This is a genomic window from Anoxybacillus kestanbolensis (assembly GCF_001996285.1).
Classification (GTDB): Bacteria; Bacillota; Bacilli; order Bacillales; family Anoxybacillaceae; genus Anoxybacillus; species Anoxybacillus kestanbolensis_A.
The window spans coordinates 374,227-394,471 of record NZ_MQAD01000005.1; the positions used below are offsets into that span (position 1 = coordinate 374,227).

The 20,245-nt window shown below is 41.3% G+C and carries 21 protein-coding genes; 6 read left to right on the forward strand and 15 right to left on the reverse strand.

The genetic code is table 11. The features are described from left to right. Positions 1–87: 87 nt before the first annotated feature. The 4 genes from BO219_RS04260 to BO219_RS04275 form a co-directional block, all read right to left on the reverse strand. Entirely contained in the window at positions 88–810 is a 723-nt protein-coding gene (locus BO219_RS04260) for a TspO/MBR family protein (RefSeq protein ID WP_077428530.1), read from the reverse strand. A gap of 99 nt (positions 811–909) precedes the next feature. Continuing rightward, complete coding sequence (locus BO219_RS04265; protein WP_077428531.1) at positions 910–2,397, reverse strand: glycoside hydrolase family 32 protein; 1,488 nt, start codon at positions 2,395–2,397, stop codon at positions 910–912. A 22-nt stretch (positions 2,398–2,419) separates the two neighbouring features. Further along, the gene (locus BO219_RS04270) at positions 2,420–3,001 is read right to left on the reverse strand and encodes a Uma2 family endonuclease (protein ID WP_077428532.1); all 582 of its coding nucleotides are present in this window, start codon (positions 2,999–3,001) and stop codon (positions 2,420–2,422) included. Continuing rightward, positions 2,994–3,872 carry an amidase gene (locus tag BO219_RS04275; protein ID WP_077428533.1) on the reverse strand — a complete coding sequence of 293 codons (879 nt, stop codon included), beginning with the start codon at positions 3,870–3,872 and terminating at the stop codon, positions 2,994–2,996. The genes BO219_RS04270 and BO219_RS04275 overlap by 8 nt, the downstream gene beginning before the upstream one ends. A gap of 111 nt (positions 3,873–3,983) precedes the next feature. Here BO219_RS04275 and BO219_RS04280 point away from each other — a divergent pair, with 111 nt between their 5' ends. Continuing rightward, positions 3,984–4,688, forward strand: a complete 705-nt coding sequence (locus tag BO219_RS04280; RefSeq protein WP_077428534.1) for a polysaccharide deacetylase family protein — start codon at positions 3,984–3,986, stop codon at positions 4,686–4,688. 85 nt (positions 4,689–4,773) lie between these two features. Continuing rightward, positions 4,774–5,604: an aldo/keto reductase gene (locus BO219_RS04285; RefSeq protein ID WP_077428535.1), complete on the forward strand. Its 831-nt coding sequence runs from the start codon at positions 4,774–4,776 to the stop codon at positions 5,602–5,604. 11 nt (positions 5,605–5,615) lie between these two features. Here BO219_RS04285 and BO219_RS04290 read toward each other — a convergent pair whose 3' ends face one another. Genes BO219_RS04290 through BO219_RS04300 form a run of 3 tightly spaced genes read right to left on the reverse strand, consistent with a single transcriptional unit; the run spans position 5,616 to position 9,524 of the window. Next, positions 5,616–6,728 (reverse strand): GerAB/ArcD/ProY family transporter, encoded by a 1,113-nt coding sequence (locus tag BO219_RS04290; RefSeq protein ID WP_077428536.1) that lies wholly within the window; start codon positions 6,726–6,728, stop codon positions 5,616–5,618. Between the two features lie 17 nt (positions 6,729–6,745). Continuing rightward, positions 6,746–7,948 carry a Ger(x)C family spore germination protein gene (locus BO219_RS04295; protein ID WP_476692362.1) on the reverse strand — a complete coding sequence of 401 codons (1,203 nt, stop codon included), beginning with the start codon at positions 7,946–7,948 and terminating at the stop codon, positions 6,746–6,748. Beyond that, on the reverse strand, positions 7,938–9,524 hold the full coding sequence (locus BO219_RS04300; RefSeq protein WP_198936650.1) for a spore germination protein: 1,587 nt from the start codon (positions 9,522–9,524) through the stop codon (positions 7,938–7,940). Before BO219_RS04300 ends, BO219_RS04295 begins: the two co-directional genes overlap by 11 nt. A gap of 127 nt (positions 9,525–9,651) precedes the next feature. Between BO219_RS04300 and BO219_RS14640 the strand changes: the two genes are divergently transcribed. Continuing rightward, a complete protein-coding gene (locus tag BO219_RS14640) occupies positions 9,652–9,897 on the forward strand; it encodes a YczF family membrane protein (RefSeq protein ID WP_077428538.1) in 246 nt (81 codons plus the stop codon). Here the strand turns inward: BO219_RS14640 and BO219_RS04310 are convergent. After that, on the reverse strand, positions 9,894–11,036 hold the full coding sequence (locus tag BO219_RS04310; protein WP_077428539.1) for a TIGR04053 family radical SAM/SPASM domain-containing protein: 1,143 nt from the start codon (positions 11,034–11,036) through the stop codon (positions 9,894–9,896). The two genes, BO219_RS14640 and BO219_RS04310, sit on opposite strands and share 4 nt — an antisense overlap. 147 nt (positions 11,037–11,183) lie before the next feature. Between BO219_RS04310 and BO219_RS04315 the strand changes: the two genes are divergently transcribed. After that, positions 11,184–11,744 (forward strand): sugar O-acetyltransferase, encoded by a 561-nt coding sequence (locus tag BO219_RS04315; protein WP_012574828.1) that lies wholly within the window; start codon positions 11,184–11,186, stop codon positions 11,742–11,744. 28 nt (positions 11,745–11,772) lie between these two features. Here BO219_RS04315 and BO219_RS04320 read toward each other — a convergent pair whose 3' ends face one another. Together BO219_RS04320 and BO219_RS04325 are read right to left on the reverse strand one after the other, a co-directional pair. Beyond that, positions 11,773–12,594 carry an undecaprenyl-diphosphate phosphatase gene (locus BO219_RS04320; protein WP_012574827.1) on the reverse strand — a complete coding sequence of 274 codons (822 nt, stop codon included), beginning with the start codon at positions 12,592–12,594 and terminating at the stop codon, positions 11,773–11,775. A gap of 155 nt (positions 12,595–12,749) precedes the next feature. Further along, complete coding sequence (locus BO219_RS04325; RefSeq protein WP_077428540.1) at positions 12,750–13,259, reverse strand: DoxX family protein; 510 nt, start codon at positions 13,257–13,259, stop codon at positions 12,750–12,752. Between the two features lie 245 nt (positions 13,260–13,504). On the opposite strand from BO219_RS04325, the gene BO219_RS15015 reads away from it, so the two are divergent. Beyond that, complete coding sequence (locus BO219_RS15015) at positions 13,505–13,636, forward strand: hypothetical protein (RefSeq protein ID WP_006319602.1); 132 nt, start codon at positions 13,505–13,507, stop codon at positions 13,634–13,636. A gap of 236 nt (positions 13,637–13,872) precedes the next feature. Then, the gene (gene katG, locus BO219_RS04330; RefSeq protein ID WP_077428541.1) at positions 13,873–16,077 is read left to right on the forward strand and encodes a catalase/peroxidase HPI; all 2,205 of its coding nucleotides are present in this window, start codon (positions 13,873–13,875) and stop codon (positions 16,075–16,077) included. A 35-nt stretch (positions 16,078–16,112) separates the two neighbouring features. Here katG and BO219_RS04335 read toward each other — a convergent pair whose 3' ends face one another. The 5 genes from BO219_RS04335 to BO219_RS04360 form a co-directional block, all read right to left on the reverse strand. Further along, positions 16,113–16,406, reverse strand: a complete 294-nt coding sequence (locus tag BO219_RS04335) for a nucleotidyltransferase family protein (RefSeq protein ID WP_077428542.1) — start codon at positions 16,404–16,406, stop codon at positions 16,113–16,115. Next, positions 16,387–16,845: an HI0074 family nucleotidyltransferase substrate-binding subunit gene (locus BO219_RS04340; RefSeq protein WP_077428543.1), complete on the reverse strand. Its 459-nt coding sequence runs from the start codon at positions 16,843–16,845 to the stop codon at positions 16,387–16,389. Before BO219_RS04340 ends, BO219_RS04335 begins: the two co-directional genes overlap by 20 nt. Before the next feature lie 325 nt (positions 16,846–17,170). After that, positions 17,171–18,568 (reverse strand): M20/M25/M40 family metallo-hydrolase, encoded by a 1,398-nt coding sequence (locus tag BO219_RS04350; RefSeq protein WP_198936651.1) that lies wholly within the window; start codon positions 18,566–18,568, stop codon positions 17,171–17,173. A gap of 66 nt (positions 18,569–18,634) precedes the next feature. Further along, positions 18,635–19,693, reverse strand: a complete 1,059-nt coding sequence (locus tag BO219_RS04355) for a tetratricopeptide repeat protein (RefSeq protein WP_077428545.1) — start codon at positions 19,691–19,693, stop codon at positions 18,635–18,637. A gap of 253 nt (positions 19,694–19,946) precedes the next feature. After that, entirely contained in the window at positions 19,947–20,231 is a 285-nt protein-coding gene (locus tag BO219_RS04360; RefSeq protein ID WP_077428546.1) for a type II toxin-antitoxin system HicB family antitoxin, read from the reverse strand. Between the last annotated feature and the right edge of the window lie 14 nt (positions 20,232–20,245).

Consider the following 20,245-nt stretch of genomic DNA (forward strand, 5'->3'; position numbering starts at 1 on the left):
AATATGGAGAAAATGTGGAGGGATATCTCACGTCACGTAAAAAAATCAGAGAATAACCCCTGATCCTTGTGATTGACAAATAGCGTGTCATCGCTTTCCTTTGTATAAGGTAGTTGTACTAATGAGTATAACACCTGCGAGTAAAAAGGAAACATAAGCAACGAGAGGCTCAGTTCCTTGATTTTTCACCCCGATACCGATAAACGCCCACACAAAAACAAGCGGATATATGTAATCGTGCTCGCGACTCGCAAAAACAAACGCTAAAGTAGCTGCTGCAAATAACATCATTATCGCCCAAAAAGCATGCGGCAAACCAAATCCATCCCATCCCTCGTAAGCTAAAACAAATGACACATTAACAATCGTCGCGACACTAATCCAACCTAAATAAAATGAAAATGGCAACAGATCGAAAAAAGCTGGTTTCGTTTGTTTGACCGATATATATAAAGAAATGAGTGTAAAAAGGAGAGCAAGCATAACAACAACAGATAAAACAAAATATTCATAATGCCATACAACAATCCATAACGCATTGAACATACAACTAATGACAAACGGAACGAATGCTTGACGGTAAATGGATAGATGACGCCGTGAAGAAGGAATTTGTCGCAAAATCCAAATGGCTAACAACGTATAAATAAAACCCCAAATCGAAAATACATACCCTGCCGGTGTAAATACCACATTTACTTTTCGCGATATCTCTCCTGTCGTCTGTCCGTTCAAAGGAAGCCACTCAGCTAAAACATTTACAAAAACCATAACGATATACGCTACGATATAACCGATCAATCTCCCCATCGCTATCCTCCAGCTCGCTTTTTTGCTATACTTTATATTATTCCTTTCATGTGAGGACAATCACCGTTCGTGATAAAAAGAGGCGGAGAAAACCGCCTCTTACCGTTCATCCCAAATATCTTTCAATTCCCATGCATCGATAGAACAAACCGTAATATCCCCGCCTTCTGCAAACAGTTCGATGCCTTGGCTCGTTTCAGAAGGATATATTCTTCCCGTCATGACAAGTCGACCATCGTTGACAAATAGTTCAACAGAAGAACGGTCAATGAAGAAATGAAACGTGACGACGTCTCCTTTCTTATCCAATACAGCGCGACGAGTGCCGCCCTCTCCTTTTCCGGAACGGTTTCGGTCAAACGTCACGATGGAGTCTTTCACATCATAGCGGAACATCGTTTCTTCGCTTCCGTCTTCTGAACAACGCACTTTGACACCAAATGCGTTCCCATGAAAATCACCTAAGGAAAAACGAACAAGCAACTCAAGTCGGTCACCTTTCATCGGCAACGCATATGTTCCCTCATTTACTGAAATCGATTCCAGACGCATATGTTCTTCGCGCAATAATTGTAATTCCGGCACTGGCTTCATCAACAGCTTCTCATCATCCGCTAATTCCAAAAGACGCGGAATGGTTAACGCTCCGGCCCATCCGTGTTGTTGCGTCGGCATTTGTGACTCCCACATATCCATCCAGCCGAACAAAATACGTCGCCCTGGTTCATCTTCAAACGTTTGCGCGGCATAAAAATCAAACCCTTTGTCGAGTTCTTCAAACGCTCCGTGCGCTAGTTTTCCCGTTTCATAATCAAGCGTACCAACAACATAACCTGTTTGATGAAGGTTTTGAAAGCGATCGCCTTCTGGTTCGATTCCTTGCGGTGAGAACAACAAAATATCTTTGCCGTTCAAATGAAAGACGTCTGGGCACTCCCACATATAGCCTAAACGACCATCGCTCTCCGCAAGAATGTTTACATATTCCCAATGGCGTAAATCTTTCGACTTGTATAAAACGACTTTTCCGTTATTCCCCTCTCTTGTCCCAAGCACCATATACCAGTCGTCGCCACGTTTCCACACTTTCGGATCGCGAATATGCCCTTGGCAGTCAAATGGTGGCTCAGAAAGCACCGGATTTTTCGGGTCTTTTTCAAAATGGATGCCATCTTTGCTTGTTGCAATACATTGATATTGTTTCAGTTCCGTTTGTTCTTCATTTAGCCAAACGTTTCCTGTGTAAATGAGTGTCAGGACACCATTATTATTGACTGCGCTTCCAGAGAAACAACCGCCTTCGTCGTACCACTCACTCGGTGCAAGCGCAATCGGTGCACGCTCCCAATGCACAAGGTCTTTACTTTTCACATGCCCCCAATGCATCGGCCCCCACTTTGGACTGTCGGGATGAAATTGATAAAACACATGATATTCCCCGTTCCAGTGAATGAGCCCATTCGGGTCATTCATCCAGTTTATCGGCGTCATAATGTGATAAGCAAGGCGATATGTGCCGTCCATTTTTTCTTTTGCACGCTGTACTCTTGTTTCTGCTTCGTTTATAAGTTTCGTATGTTTAGACATACATTTTCCCCCTCCTCTTTGTTTATATATCAAGAAATGAAAAAATATCATGTGTAGAGAACTGTATATTTGGAAACAAAGTTGAGACAAAATGATCGTTTTGCGCATCATATACTTCTTCTAGTTGCAAACAATCGTTATAAAGGACATATTTTTCAATCGTCTGATGCTGATAATCAACAATCCAATATTCCTTTACCCCTGCTTTTTCATAGTAATAACGCTTTAATAATCGGTCATTTCTTGCAGTGCTTGGAGAAAGAACTTCGACAACAAGGTCTGGGGCGCCATAACAACGCTTATTGCGCAGTTTCTCTTTCTCACAAACAACTGAGATGTCCGGTAACACCGTGACATTTTCTTTTCCTTTTTGCTCATCTTGGAAAAGAAACACAACTTGCAAATTGCTTCCAAACACAAAACAAGGGCTACCTTTTAACGCGAATGTGATTTCCCCAATTACATTCGCTACAACCCCCTCATGCTCGTATGAGGCTGGAGCCATGAGCACAGGAACACCTTCGTACAACTCCATTCGTCGTTCTCCGACAAGCTCAAAAAACTCCGCAAGCGTATACAGCTGTTTTTCTTCACGCTCACTCATCCATCTCACCTTCACTTGTTTTTCCGTTCCTATTCATCCATTGCTCGACATGATGCACAGCGATGCCAGCAAAGCTTTTTGTTCGTGCGTAGTACTTCTGAACAATCGCCAATTGCTCGTTCATGTACGCCTCGTCTTCTTCAAAAAACGAAACGCTATCCCCTTCGTCAACTTGTCCTGTTTCAACACCTACAACAATTTGTTTTTCGTACTTTTTAGCTATTTGCATTTCTTTTTTTACAATGTTAATGATTTTCTCCGCTTCATCGCGATACGCCATGATCGTCACACCGTCCGCATGTGCAATCACCCATTCCGCTAAGTTCGTACTGCCGTATGATACTTCATCAAACCAAAACGGAATATCGACTTCAAAACGTAACGATCGTTCTTTCGCAAGTTCATGTGCTCGTTGTAACAACGTTTGATATGAAGCGACCGCCTCTTTTTCATTCGTTCGCCACCATGCGTGCAAATACGGCTCAACATCTAAGTGTACACCGAAAAACTTTTCATTCTTCTCGGCAACGCTTTCATATTGGTCAAACCATCGAAATAAACGTTCTAGTTCTTCTCCGTTTTCAATCCAATTTGGGGCGCCATCGAGCGCATACACACGAATTCCTTTTTCAGTTGCCCGACGGACAAATTGGCGATACGTATCGACGGGGACCTCAACATCGATTTGGACGTATACATCGCTTATTTGCTTTTTTTCTAAAAATGACAAGACACGATCTTCATTTTCCACAAGCAACCATGGATTCCAAAGCCATGTTGCGCACACTAGTTGTTTTTCTTGTGCGAACAAACATACTCCTCCTGCAACGAGTACAATTAAAAATGTGATGATACCAACTACTTTTCTCAATTTACATCCCTTCCCGCATATCGACTATTTTTATTTTACTATGTTTTGCGTAGAAAAGAGAATGACACAACAACTTTTTTCACATCATATATAAAAAAGTGGGGATGAAAAATGAACGTACTTTTCTTATTTTTATCTTTCTTACTTACTGCATCAACACCTGTACATCGAACGAATGATGATATCGTTTGGAGCGTTCCGACAAATGAAAAAATGGTTGCCATTACATTTGACGATGGACCAGACATACTATACACTCCTGACATTTTAGCGATTTTAAAACAATATGATGCGAAAGCGACTTTTTTCGTCGTCGGATTTCGCGCGGAAAAGTATCCTGACATGATTAAACGTCAAATGAACGAAGGGCATGAGATCGCCAATCATACATATAAACATATCGATTTTCGTGGAAAATCAAAACAAACGATTGAGGAAGAAATAAAAAAAGGAGGCGATGTACTGTATCACATTACCGGAAAACGCCCGACGTTATTTCGTCCCCCGTTCGGCTACTACAATAAGCAGATCATTGACACCGCCAAACAACAGGGATATACCGTTGTGATGTGGTCAAAACATCAAGATACGTATGACTGGCAAAATCCTGGAACAAGACGAATTGTCCGCCGTGTCGTTGAACACATCGAGCCCGGGCAAATTATTTTATTTCATGACCATGGAAGCGGTAGCAGAAAACAAACTGTTCAAGCATTAAAAGAAATTTTACCGATTTTAAAAGAAAAAGGATATATATTTGTTACTGTTTCCGAGCTGTTAAAACACCATCCAAACTATCGCGATTTGAATTTGTAGCTCCTTCCATATGAGCCATATGTTTTGCATTTGTAGACAATCCATCTCATAATAAAAGGGACAAATATTGGAAAGGAGCATGGAGATGAACAGTTTACAAGATGCCGCGATGTTACATAACGGTGTCCGTATGCCTTGGCTTGGTTTAGGGGTCTATAAAGTGCAAGAAGGCGACGAAGTCATTCGCTCTGTTCGCACAGCGCTTGAAGTCGGTTATCGCCACATTGATACCGCTGCATTTTACCAGAACGAAGAAGGTGTCGGTCAAGCGATTCGCGAATCAGGTATTCCTCGCGACGAAATTTTTGTCACAACAAAAGTATGGAACTCCGATCAAGGATACGAATCAACGTTAAAAGCGTTTGATACAAGTTTAAAAAAGCTCGGGTTCGATTATATCGATTTGTATTTAGTGCATTGGCCTGTTAAAGGAAAATATAAAGAAACGTACAAAGCGCTTGAAAAGTTATATAAAGACGGTTTTGTGCGCGCGATCGGAGTGAGCAACTTCCAAATTCATCATTTAGAAGACATCCTTGCCGATTGCGAGATTAAACCGATGGTTAATCAAGTGGAGTTTCATCCACGTTTAACACAAAAGCCACTTCTTTCCTTTTGTAAACAACACGACATCCAACTCGAGGCGTGGTCACCACTTATGCGTGGCGGCGATTTGTTGAACGAGCCAACGCTTGTCAACATTGCGCAAAAATATGGCAAAACATCGGCTCAAGTTATTTTACGTTGGGACTTACAACACGAAGTCGTCACCATTCCGAAGTCTGTCACACCTGAACGCATCGCGCAAAACGCAAACATTTTTGACTTTACTTTAACAAAAGAAGAAATGGATGCGATTGACGCGCTAAACGAAAACCACCGCATCGGTCCAGATCCGGATAACTTTGATTTTTAAAAAGGGGCGACTTATCGTCCCTTATTTTCTTTATCTGTTTTTTGATGTCTCAACATAGCAATTAAAAGAAGAAGAACTGGGATCACAATTTGAAGTGGAATATGCATATAAATTGTAACGATTTGTAGCCCCTCTTTAATATGCTCAGCAAAATTGCTGGCGATTGCAATGGACAAAAACAAAACAGAAATACCTAGCGGATAAACAAGACGTTGATATTCTTTGATTTGAAATAAATCTGCCGCTCCGATTACTCCTGCATAAAAAAAGACACCGACTTTGAAAAATCCTCCGACAATGAGTGCAATCATAAATAACACATCTAATCGCTCTAAAAAATTTGCTACACGAATTTCTTGAATCGTGTTCAACAAGGGAAAGGTGGAACGCGAAACTATATCCGCCCCCAATACGGCTATATTCATTGCCATGATGATTGCTAAATTGATGCCACTTAAAAACAACGCGAGAAACCCTGCCTTCATTACTTTTTCTTGTTTTTGCAAATAAGGAAAAATCATCGTAAAGACAATCATTTCGCCAAATGGAACATATAGTGTTTGTGTAAATACAACATGAAAAATGGGTCCCCATCCTTCTTCTAATATCGGCTGTAAACGATGAAGATCAACTGCTCCTGTAATGATGATCAGTACAAATCCTAATATAAGTATCCAGTAAAGTGAAAAGAAAAATAATTGACTCGCTCGCGCAATGACTTCAATTCCTTTATAAACAGCATACATTACTGTTAGCATCATGACAGCATTTAAAATAAACAAAGGGGTTTCAGAATACGCAAACGCCAATAGCAGCTCACCGAAATCGCGTAACACTCGAGCCGCAATGTATAAAAAATAAAGTACGTATATAAGCCCCAGTACCCTTCCAAAAAAAGAACCAACAATGCGCTGACTATATGATGTAAGAGGTAGTCTTGGATAATATGTAAAAAGGCGGTAATAAACGAACAGCAATCCTCCTCCTAAAACCATGCCACATAAAATAGCAAGCCAAACGTCTTGTTTCGCATCTACTCCAAGTGGAATAACCATGGCACTACCGTGTTCAAATAAAATGGCAAGCATAAATAATTGCCGCGCACTTATACACGCTCGTTCCACCGCATCTCACCGCCTTTTCACTGAATGTATGAGCGAGTTCTCAATCCTGTTCTTCGAATAAATGAATCAACTTTCACGTGAATTTCTAATTTAGGAAAATATTTGTTATGCCATAATTTTTTCATTTCTTTCCATTCCTCTGGATACGTTCGATGAACCACCTCTCCAAATCCAAAAATGTCGCTTTTCTTCTTTTGAGCAGTATGTACTGCTTCTTTCACCTCTTTTTTTATCTCCTGTTGTATTTTTTTTTCGAGCTCTATTATTTGCTTTGGATCTGTGAAGTCAATAGAAACAAATGTTTCGCTAATATCTCCCTCTGTTTTAATAAAAACCGATATTATTGGATTCCCGTCTTTTAGTTTTGCTGTTACCTTTGCTTGCGCACGCATCACCTTATAGGACAATCCTTCCTTAGATTCACCCCAATCAATATTTACACTTGTTTGTTTCACTTTATTAAGTACCCACAAAACCCCACGAGCCTCTTCATTCTTCATCCAGCCAACAAGCTTCCCATTCTTAAAAACAGCTAGTTCAGCAGCGCGAAGACGTGCCGAAGGTTCAATAGTACGAACATTATCTTGTTCGTCTCCCTTCTGCCAATCACCGACAATACGAAAACTACTTATGACAACTTCTTTTCCATCAAGCGAAAAATTTTCGATGATTTCCCTTATGCGAGTATCAACGTTTTCTCCTAACAAATCTTTTGTAAATTGCAATGTTTTAATTATTTGATTTGCAGGAATTTTATCGATCGGCGTAAGTACAGATAATAATTGTTTCGCTGTTTGTTTACGCGCAATAATAATATTCGCTGCAGGTCGAAACTGGGGATTGCGCTCAACAGCATCAAGAATTTGCTGAATTCCTTCTTTCGCAAGCTCCTCCCCAATGACAACAAGGTTTGTATGAGAATAATATGGAATGCGTGATATTTGTTTTGATGCCTTCCGACTTGCCTCAACTAACGTATCGCCAGTTGATGTATACAAGGCAACGGGAAGCCCTGCGCTCCCTCCCCCTCTTTGAGTCGCCCCTGCTACGTTTCCAGGATTGACAATTTGAAATGTCGACATATATTTTCCATCCCTTTTATCTATACCAACTGCAATAATGAATGCTAAGTCTGTCAGCTCTCTTTTGCTCCAACAACCGTAAATAATACACGTAAATAACAGGACAAAGATGAGGAAAAGATATCGTTTAATTTGAATCCCCTTCTTTCTCTGTTTGTTGAGGCGGCTTTGGACGTTGCCCCCCCTTTTGACGAACCGTGTCTGTATTCATGATCAAGCGAGGTCTCTCTTTTAATCCCCATAACGGAAAACGTATAAATGTATCACCTATATTTTCTAAAATAAGGGGAGCAAGTGGTGCCATGTATGGCACTCCAAATGACCGAAGACTACATAAATGAATAGTCATTAAAATCATGCCAATCAAAATGCCATAAAAACCAAATAAAGCAGCTAGTACCATTAGGGCAAAACGAATTAAACGTGCGGAGATAGCAATTGCAAACGATGGTGTCGCAAAGCTAGCAATTGCCGTGATGGACACAACGATAACCATGGCTGACGAAACAAAACCTGCTTCTACAGCAGCTTGTCCGATGACGAGCGCTCCAACAATCGATACAGCCTGTCCAACAGCCCTTGGCAAGCGCACTCCAGCTTCACGCAAAATTTCAAACGTCACCTCCATGAGCAATGCTTCAATAAAAGCGGGAAAAGGAACCGATTCACGTTGTGCAGCAATTGCAATGACAAGGGAAGTAGGAATCATTTCTTGATGAAATGTCGTCAGTGCAATATACACAGACGGTGCAACAAGGGAAATAAAAAAAACGAGCACACGTAAAAAACGCAACGCTGTCGCAATATCAAAGCGTGCATAATAATCTTCTACAGCTTGAAAAAATTGTATAAATACAGTTGGGACAATAAGGACAAATGGCGTCCCCTCTACAAAAATAGCGATTCTTCCTTCCAACAAATTAGCCGCAACACTATCTGGTCTTTCCGTATGATAAACAGTTGGAAACGTTGTAAATGATTCATCTTCAATCAATTGTTCAATATATCCAGATTCAAGAACGCCATCTATACAAATGCGTCGCAATCGACTACGCACTTCTTCAACAATTTTGTCATTTGCAATTCCTTTAATATACATGATACGGACATTTGTTTGTGTCACTTCACCTAATGTAATGCCTTCTACCCACACATGTGGATTTTGAATTCGTCGGCGGACCATAGCAACATTTGTTGCCAACGATTCCGTAAAACCCTCACGTGGCCCTCGAATAGATAGTTGTGTACTCGGTTCTGTAATCGCACGATACTCACCACCTTTTACTGATACACCAACTGCTTCTAGCATCCCATCAATAAATAAAATGACTTCCCCAGACATAAGCGAGGAAAATATGTCGTGCCATTGCTGAATGCGCCGTGTTGTATTAGCTGTAGCTATTTTTTGTTCAATATAGTCTAGATTGCAACTACTTGAAGGAAGTGATAATTGTACACTTATTTCAAGCAACAATTGCTGAACAATATGTTCATCAACCATTCCGCTCACAAAACAAAGTGCAGCAGGCAAATCGTCCTCCTTTCCAAGTAAAAAACGGCGGATGATGATATCTGCACTATTTCCAGTAATATCTCTCACTTTTTCTATATTCGCATGTAAATTCTGCTCAATCGTCCCGTATATGCCCTTTTGTGCCAACAACCCATATGCATGCGTATGCTTTTCTTTCTTACCTTTCGATCGTGTCCACATCTTTCCTCCTCCATCCATTGTCTCCTTGATAGTTAGAATAAGCATACAATGCGTATATTATGCAAAAGGAATAAACGTACAAAAAGGTCAGATGCTAAATAAAAAGTGCATCCATGGAGATGAAATGATGAAAACTGTCGTGGTTTGTATCGTTATTTCTATGTTGTTAGGCAGTATAGCGATTAGTATGAATTTATTGCTAGGAATGAGCATTCATCAAGCTTGGCTTGACATTTTCAATCCTTTTCAAGTAATGGAACCAATTGAACTAGCCGTTTTGTTCTCTCTTATCAGTCTATGGATATTTAACACATGCCTTCACCTGTTTCGAAAAAAGAACCAACATAAAAAACCCGAACAGCGTCCGCATTAAGCGAACACCGTTCGGGTTTTTTCTCTTCTCATCCCTAAAGGAACGTATACACAAAACGGTTCACTTTCCATATAATCTCCCGTGATCGCATATGCCCGAGCACGCGATCCGCCACAAACGTAACGAAATTCACAAATGCCACATTTCCCTTTATATAAATCTGGCTGGCGCAACTGTTTCATCACTTCCGATTCGCGATAAATGTGCGATAACGGTTGCTCGCGCACATTGCCGCATACGATCGGAAGTAAACCACTTGGCATGACATCTCCTGTATGGGAGACGAAAACGAAACCGTTGCCGTCATTGACACCTTTTGGCGCTCGTTTTAATCCATCAATCATCGAAGCATGGTCAGTCGTAATCGCATGCTCATAACGAATATCCCCTGCATCAATGCATTTTTCACGCATTTTTTGTTGAATGACAACACGACGATAATGTTGCGCCGCTGTCGTTTTAATATCATACGGTGCTGTTTTACTCAATTCATACAACCAACGAAACACTTCTTCATGCTCGGCTGGAGTAATGCAATCATTCATTTGCCCACGACCAGTTGGTACGAGTAAAAAGATATACCACATCACCGCCTTTAACTCCGCAACTAATTTCGCCATTTGTTCTAAATGATCGTAGTTATAACGCGAAATGACCGTGTTGATTTGCAGTGGCATATGTAACTCGTTCAAATAACGAATATTTTCAATTGTTAAATCAAACGAACCCGGTGTACCACGAAATCGGTCATGGATGTCGGCCGTCGGTCCATCTAAACTAAACGCCCAGCGCGACAATCCGATCTCTTTTGCTTTTTTCATTTTTTCTTTCGTTACATTCGGGGTTGCGCTTGGTGTAATGGAAACACGCATTCCTTTTTTTATCGCATACTCAGCAAGATCAAACAAATCTTCGCGCATCATACAGTCCCCGCCCGTAAACACAAGCATCGGATTGTTCATGTCATATATGTCATCAATTAATCGAAGCCCTTCTTCATATGTTAGCTCGCGCGGATCGGGGAACGGTTGAGCATCGGCACGACAATGGACACATTTTAACTGACACGCTCTCGTCACTTCCCAAATGACAATAAACGGATTTTCGTTATAATCGATCGCACGCGCATGTTTATGCATCTCTCATCACCAACTTTTTGTGTTATTGTTCACATTCATTATAGACTTCGTATTGCATCATGCACTCACGCGTTTTTGACGATTTTTTTAAACATAGCGCTTTGCTATGGTACAATGAAAACAGGAAAATAAAGGAGTTGAAAAAAGATGAAATCAGAAAAAGAAAAAATGGTAAGTGGTCAATTGTATCGAGCTACCGATCCGGAGTTAGTGAAAGAACGAGAACATGCTCGTCGCTTAACAAGGCTATTTAATCAAACGTTAGAAACAGAACATGAACGACGCATTTCTTTATTAAAAGAACTATTTGGCTCAACAGGTCAAAACGTATATGTTGAACCCCCTTTTTATTGCGATTACGGATACAACATTCATGTCGGGGAAAACTTTTTTGCGAATTTTAATTGCGTTTTTTTAGATGTATGTGACATTCGTATCGGGGACAACTGTCTCATTGGCCCCGGCGTTCATATTTATACGGCAACGCACCCCATTGATCCAATCGAAAGAGCGTCCGGTTTAGAATACGGAAAACCAGTAACGATCGGCGATCATGTGTGGATTGGTGGCGGAGCAATCATTAATCCGGGCGTAAACATTGGAAATAACGTTGTCATCGCTTCAGGAGCTGTTGTCACAAAAGATGTTCCTGATCACGTAGTCGTCGGAGGCAATCCGGCAAAAATTATTAAAAAACTGAACGAATAAAAGGCTCCCGTGAAAAGGAGCCTTTTATTTATGCAAAATAAACGACATAAATGACCGCCGCAAGTACGATGCGATAAATCGCGAACGGAACGAGACGCACGCGGTTAATTAAACGTAAGAAAAAGCGAATAGCTAACAATGCAAAAACAAAAGCACTAATAAAACCAACAACGAAAAATGGTAACGCATCAAACGTGATGTACTGCCAGTTCTTCAACAACGAAATGGCGCTTGCTCCTGCCATAATTGGCACCGCCATAATAAATGTAAAATCAGCTGCAGCACGATGGCTCATGCCAACAAGTACGCCACCTGAAATGGTCGAACCTGAACGCGAAAAACCAGGCCAAAGCGATAAACATTGAACAAGACCGACAATAAACGCCTGCTTATACGTAATGTCATCTACAGTTTGTGCTACTGTTCGTTTTCCGAAACGATCCGCTGCGATCATCAACAAAGCTCCAAGCACGAGCCCAATGAGCACCGTTTTTGTGGAAAATAAATGTTCATCAATATAGTCTTCAAATAAAACCCCCAACACTCCAGCAGGCAAAAGACCAACGAAAATGTGCATCAGCGTCAAGCGTGGTCCTTTTCTCACTTCACCTTTTCGTAAATAAAGCAACTCAAAAAATTTATCTTTAAACACAACAACCGCAGCTAAAACTGAACCGAGCTGGATGACGACTTTAAACGTATTCGCCCCATACTTTCCTAAAAACTCGCTCGATTTTAGCCACATGTCATCAACAATAATCATATGGCCTGTCGATGAAACAGGTGCAAACTCTGTCGCTCCTTCCACTAGCCCTAAAATGAGCGCTTTAATTAGCTCTATGATATGCATGTATGTCCATCCTTTCTTGTTTGGTTAAATATGTATAATCCCTTACAGGCGCCTACTCTATTGTACTACAAACATTTTCATTGTACCACTTACATGCGAAAATTACTTAAAACAAGAAAAAAACGGCCACGCACAAAGGTGCGTATGGCCGTCTTTTAAGAAGTCGATGCTATTTTTCGTTTATTCTGATATTCACTCACATATCTGCGAAGATACGGAATTACCCATCGATCAATCCCAAACTTTCCTGCATTCGCTCCTGCAACAAGAATGAAAAATGTTAATAAAACCATTTGTGGGTTTGTACTTGTTGTACCTGAAAACATAAATGCGAAATTCATTACAGCTCCCATCAGAGCAGCAAATGTTGTAAACACACCTAAAAGTAACGCAATGCCGACAAGCACCTCTCCCCATGGTACGAGAAAGTTAAAAAATCCAACGTTTGGCAACGCTACATGTTCAATAAAGGATGCCCACCATCCTTGTACTGCTGGATGCTCCCCTGTTGCTTTACCAAGCGCTCCTTTTAAAAATCCTGTCGCATCAAATCCCCCTGTTACCTTATGCCATCCTGCCATAAACCATTCATAACCGAGATACAAACGAAACACTGTCAAAACGGCCGCTGCGCTTACATGCTCACGTAACCATTTTACTACCATGTTTCATCTCTCCTTATTTATTATTTTTATTACATCTTTATCATACCACTTTTTTAATTACGAAAATTGTTTTTGCTCAACATTTCACATTATGTTCAAGAACATTTGACTATATTGTTACGAAAATATATTGAAAGCAACTATTGCCTGAATATAAAAAATAATTATATAACAGTTATTGATTTTTTAAATCTGTTATAATACAATGTAACTAACAAAAGAAACGTGCGAAAGGGGTTTTGTTTATGGATATGTATACGAAAGCTTACCAAAGATACGTTGAAAAATGTCGTGAGTTCGGCATTGAAGCAATTGATTTAATCGAATTTATTCGCAATTTGACAACTGAACAAGTCCAACATATGATCCAGAGTTAAAGATTGGAGTGAAACGATGAACGGAGATACGGATGTAAACGTATAAATCCCCCATTTTATTCTGTAAACAGAATGAAATGGGGGATTTTTATAATTTTTTGATAAAAATATTTTTTATACTTTACTATTAAATATTAATTTAGTATAATTCTAATGTACTAATCATTATCACTTCATTGTGTATACAACTGAGAGACAATTCATTTTATTCATATGCTAGAAAGGGGAATAAAAGAATGGAAAACAAAAACGAACACGTATCCAAATGCCCATTCCATGGGAGCGTGACAAGTCATGCTTCAAACAAAACAACAAACAAAGACTGGTGGCCAAATCAACTAAACTTAAACATCCTTCATCAACATGACCGAAAAACGAACCCACATGACGAAACGTTCGATTATACGGAAGAGTTTCAAAAACTTGACTATTGGGCGTTAAAAGAAGATTTGCGCAAACTGATGACGACAAGCCAAGATTGGTGGCCTGCCGACTACGGCCATTACGGACCGCTATTTATCCGCATGGCTTGGCATTCGGCAGGAACGTATCGCATCGGTGACGGACGAGGTGGAGCATCAACAGGCACGCAACGTTTTGCCCCGTTGAACAGCTGGCCGGACAATGCGAATTTAGATAAAGCACGTCGCCTGCTGTGGCCGATTAAACAGAAGTATGGCAATAAAATTTCGTGGGCGGACTTAATCGTATTAGCTGGCAACGTAGCCATTGAGTCGATGGGTGGAAAAACGATCGGGTTTGGCGCTGGTCGTGAAGACGTATGGCATCCAGAGGAAGACATTTATTGGGGTGCGGAAAAAGAATGGCTCGCTTCGGAACGTTATACAGGCGATCGTGAGTTAGAAAATCCGCTTGCTGCTGTGCAAATGGGACTCATTTACGTCAATCCAGAAGGTCCGGACGGTAATCCAGATCCGCTCGCAGCCGCACGTGACATTCGTGAGACGTTTAAACGAATGGGCATGAACGATGAAGAAACGGTGGCGCTGATCGCAGGCGGTCATACGTTTGGTAAAGCGCACGGAGCTGGCGATGCATCGCATGTCGGTCCTGAGCCAGAAGCCGCTCCAATCGAAGCACAAGGATTAGGTTGGATCAGCTCATACGGAAAAGGAAAAGGACGCGATACGATTACAAGTGGCCTAGAAGGCGCTTGGACACCAACACCTACAAAATGGGATAACAGCTATTTACAATTGCTTTTTGAATACGAATGGAAGCTAACAAAAAGTCCAGCTGGTGCGTATCAGTGGGAAGCAGTGAACTTAAAAGAAGAACATCTCGCTCCAGATGTCGAAGATGCGAACAAGAAAGTGCCACCGATGATGCTGACGACCGATTTAGCGTTACGGTTCGACCCAGCATATGAAAAAATTGCTCGCCGCTTTTATGAACATCCTGAAGAATTTGCTGATGCGTTTGCACGCGCATGGTTTAAACTTATTCATCGTGACATGGGGCCGAAAACGAGATATCTCGGTCCAGAAGTACCGAAAGAAGATTTCATTTGGCAAGACCCGATTCCAGCAGTTGACGTGGAATTAACTGATGCAGAAATCGAAGACATCAAAACGCGCATTTTGCAATCAGGACTAACAGTGAGCGAGCTTGTAAAAACAGCTTGGGCGTCCGCTAGCACATTCCGCAACTCCGATAAGCGCGGCGGAGCAAACGGTGCGCGTATTCGACTCGCTCCGCAAAAAGATTGGGAAGTAAACGAACCAGAGCGACTTGCCAAAGTGCTTTCCGTTTACGAAGATATTCAACGTGAGCTTCCGAAAAAAGTGAGCCTTGCCGATTTAATCGTACTTGGCGGTAGCGCCGCTGTCGAGAAAGCTGCACGCGACGCTGGTTTTGACGTTCGTGTACCGTTTATGCCTGGGCGCGGCGACGCAACCGAAGAACAAACAGATGTCGAAAGCTTTGCTGTATTAGAACCGGTTGCGGACGGATTCCGTAACTACCAAAAGAAAGCATACAGCGTCACGCCTGAGGAGCTGCTTGTCGACAAAGCGCAGTTGCTTGGCTTAACCGCTCCAGAAATGACTGTATTAGTTGGTGGATTGCGCGTGTTAGGGGCAACGTATCGCGACCTTCCTCACGGTGTATTTACGGATCGTATCGGCGTGCTAACGAACGATTTCTTCGTCCACCTCGTCGATATGAGCTATGAATGGGTACCAAAAGAAGATGGCTTGTACGACATTCGCAACCGGAAAACAGGAGAAGTTCGTTGGACTGCCACACGTGTCGACTTAGTGTTCGGTTCGAACTCGATCCTCCGTTCGTACGCCGAATTTTACGCCCAAGACGACAACAAAGAAAAATTCGTCCACGACTTTATCAAGGCTTGGGTAAAAGTGATGAACGCTGACCGCTTTGACCTGCGGAAAAAAACAAAAGCATCCGTTACAGTGTAAACGAAAAAGCAGGCGGACGATTGTCCCCTGCTTTTTTATTTCTCATAAATAACGACTCCGTCACGCTTAATTTGCTGTGCGATTTCTTTGTTCAACGAGTCAGCAAACAACACATCAAACGAATAAATGCCAACGATTTCATCAATCGCATCGATGACTTTCCACTTTTGCTTTCCTATATAATCGATGCACAAGTCAATATCGGAGTTGTAACGCGCCGTTCCTTTCGCCCGCGAACCGAATAAAATAACTCGTCGGATCTCTTCTTCACTTTGAAAATATGCCATTAAGCGTTCAAATACGGTTTGGTTAATTCCATATGTTTTCACGATCAATCACTTCTTCTTTTATTTTTTGCAACAACGCCTCGATTGCCTGGACATATTTATCAACAATTTTTTGCTTAATTTGTTCATAATCTTCTTCATTATATACATGTGCCGTTGCATTACGCGAACTTAACATATCGTTCCATATGTCAATATGTTCAATCCACCCTTCTTTAAAAGCTTGCCGATAGCACGCCCTCGGACTGTGTAATTCTAACCCAGACGCTTTAAAAATTTTCGACAACAACTTCCAAAGTTGATCTTCGAGAATTTCATATTTCTTTACGATTGAGTCCCGATATACTTCTTTCATTAACTCATCTTCCGCTGGAATTTGCTTAGAGGCAGCAATAACATTTTTCAAATGAAGCAATAAGCGAAACGCATATTGATAGGATAAAACAATCGATTCTTTGTAGTTCTCCAATGAATGGCTCACATATATACACCCCTTTCCGCGTATTTTTATTATCGTGTACTATCTCTTCTGCTTTTTTCTTAGCTTCCGATCTCCCCACCACGTCTCTATACCTAGAAAAGCACCTGGAAAGCCTAATACAACGAGAACGAATCCGAGTACTAGGTCAAATGAGTCCATCGGATCACTTAGTCTAAAAATACCGCTAATCCCAAGCAAGAAAGATAAAAGGCTATGCTAAATACAATTAGTGCAAATGCGTTGTTTATGTACGTGTATCTCACCTTCCTTTTTTCATTATACAACATCCTCTCCTCATTTTCGTATGAAATCACAAAAAGGACGCCTAAATGACGTCCCTTTTTCCACCTTGCATCCGCATCACTGTTACACGTTCTCGATTAGCCATACGCACATCTCGCAACATTCTTGAAAAGTCTTGCCATTGATTAAGCACCGCTTGAATGAGTTGCACCGTTCCGTAACAAGCATCCGTATCTAATGTTTCGTCGTTCGTATGTTCCCACTCGTATCCTGCAGATAAGTTTACACTTTGAATGCCCTGTTCTGCCCAAATTCTCGTATCGCTGCTTCCACCAGCAGTACATTTCCAACCAGTTAACCCCGCATCGTACGCTACTTGTTCAAAAAACTGTCCGTAGCGAATATCGCAAAACGGCTGAGTGGTACCACATGATGTGACGATATCCCCTGTTCCCCGCCGATCAACGACAATCGCCGCATCTACATCCCATAGAAAATATTTCTCTAGCTTCCGCGCTCCAACAAGTCCGCACTCTTCTTCTACGGTAAAAACAAATTTTATTGTTCCGTTAAATGAAGAGGTGTCAAGCCATTTCGCTATTTCAAGCAACACAGCCACCCCAGCGCGATCATCCGCTCCTAAAATCCCTTCGCTGCTCGACCAAATCGCTCCTTGTTTCACAATCGTTCTTCCTAGTACGAAGGATTCTACCGTATCTAAATGCGCATTCAACAAAATCGTTGGCCCATGTCCTGTTTTGCATTTCTTTTGCGCCAGCAAATTTCCGTAGCGATCGATTGTGATGCGATCGACATGTGGCGCAAGTTTTTCATATACGACAGAGCGAATATTATGTTCATTTCCACTTTCCCCTGAAACGCTAAGCAATTCTTCAAGCTCATGAAGAAATAGCATTTTGCGGATATAGGCTTCCCCTTGTTCTAACCAATCGATTTGTACTTTCCGCATTTGTTCAGCAAGATCAAGGAGTCGTTCTCTTTTTACGGAAAACACGACCCTAGGAAAACGAGACGGCCGCAAATTCACATCGACTTGCAATGCATGGAACAACTGCATCACTTTTTCCATATTCGTCTGCTCACCGAAAGATACATAAGGACGATGTTGACCGTGACCATCACAACAATACACTGTACGCAATCCAAGAAGATTCAACTCACGAATGACACCGCTCATATACGTATCTAACTCAAATACTTTTGGTTCTTCTACCCCGATTGCTTCCCAAACTCCATGTTTTGGAAAATCGACTACTTGTAGCCATTGTTTTTCGCTAATCGGCGGGCTATCAATCGTTAATACATCAGCAAAAAACAAATACTTCACATTCGCTTTATCCAAGCTTTCTAATAAAAACTCAATGTTTTCTTTTCTCTCATTCGTGCAAATAAACTCATTTGGACTTTTTTCCTCTACCACAAACCCTTGGCGAGTAAATAATTGATTCCATGTTTTCATCTCATCATCGCTCCTTTTCATTATTTACAAACTTAGTATAAAAAAAGAGCGATGACACACATGTCATCACAATTCATCACGAAACAAAAACGTATAGTCACTGCGATACATGACGATATAATCGACAGTGCCGTTATAATAGTAGGCGGTTTCCCCTCGAAACTGACATGAGTCGATCAGAGCAGGCACTTGAACATATCGCAGCCTTTCCCGAAGACGCCTTATTTTTTGAACGAACGTATTTGTAGGAATGTCCCCATCCCGTCTCAATTGAAAAAATGCCTCCATATCATATTTCGTTGCCGGACGCTCTTGATTTGTTTTCACTAAAAAATAACAAAGCATCTCCGCAGGATCGCGTGGCAAACATACTTTCCTATCGTGATAAGATACAACGTTTTCATGATCGGAAAAATAAAGAACGACTGTATTTTTAGGAGGATCCATCATGATTTCTTCACATTGTTCTTTTGAACAATACTCTTTTCCGCTCGACGTCCATTTCGTAAATGCTTGCATCGTTAAAATGTTTTCATTTTGCTGCAACCATTCATGCAAAAATGAAAGTTCCGCAGGTTTCTCTTGATCGCTTATGTAATCAGGAAATTTCTCAAGCGATTGATACGTTTTTTCTGCCACAAACAAGGCGCTATTCGCCAAATACAGATGAGCATAATATAGCTGTCGTTCATTTAAGCAAAACTCCGGATTCGAATATCCCTTTTGATATTCAAGCGCTTTTTCAAAGTAACGCTGCGCCGTTGCGTACTCTTTCTCCTTATACGCTAAAAATCCGAGACGATAATGGGCAATCGGATTTTCCGAATCATATCTCAACGCTTTTTGAAACGCTGTTTTCGCCATACGCTCATCTTTTTTCAGCTGCGTTTTCAAATACGTCCCGTAACGAATCAAATATTTGACTAGCTGTTTTTTCACATATTCAAACCCGTGTTCTTTTCTCTCTTCTATCGAACATCTCGATAAGCGACGGCATATTTCTTCATACACACCTACAATTTCATGATAAATCCAATCTTTTGCCTCATCGCTATTTAACTCTTCAAGAAGTTGTTCCTCACGATCATATAATTCATCTATGGTCATTCGTGATAATCTTCTCATAAAAATGCCCCTTCATCTATTAGTCGCTCGTACCGTTGCCTACGGTAGCCAATCTCTGAATCTCCCAACGACTAAATTCGCGGGGTTCTTGCGTACAAAAGGTTTTTCCGTACACCTACGTGCAGAACCCGCCTTTGTTCCGCAAGACCCTACTCGATGGTGCCTTGCGCCCTGTGCGTCCGATTCAAGACGATGAAATGTGATTCCACTCCTATGCCTAAAGACAGGAGCTTTCTCGCTAAAATCACGGAAACTAGCCCACGTTTGTTAGTATATCTGTATCAATCTCAATATTTACAAGGCTGGCTCCGCTAGGCAACAGTTCCTTTAATTTTTCGACAGAAGAAGCAACAGGAATGTCCTCCCCTATTTCTTCCATATAGTCGAGCATTGTCAACAATACATCCTCTGCCATCTCTACTGCCTCCACCAACGTTTCTCCGTAAGTAAAGCAGTTGTCCAAATCTGGAAAAGTGACGATATGGCCATCGTCCTCTTCGTCCTTTTGAATGAGTGCGTAAAATTGATATACGGCCATTGATTATCATCCGA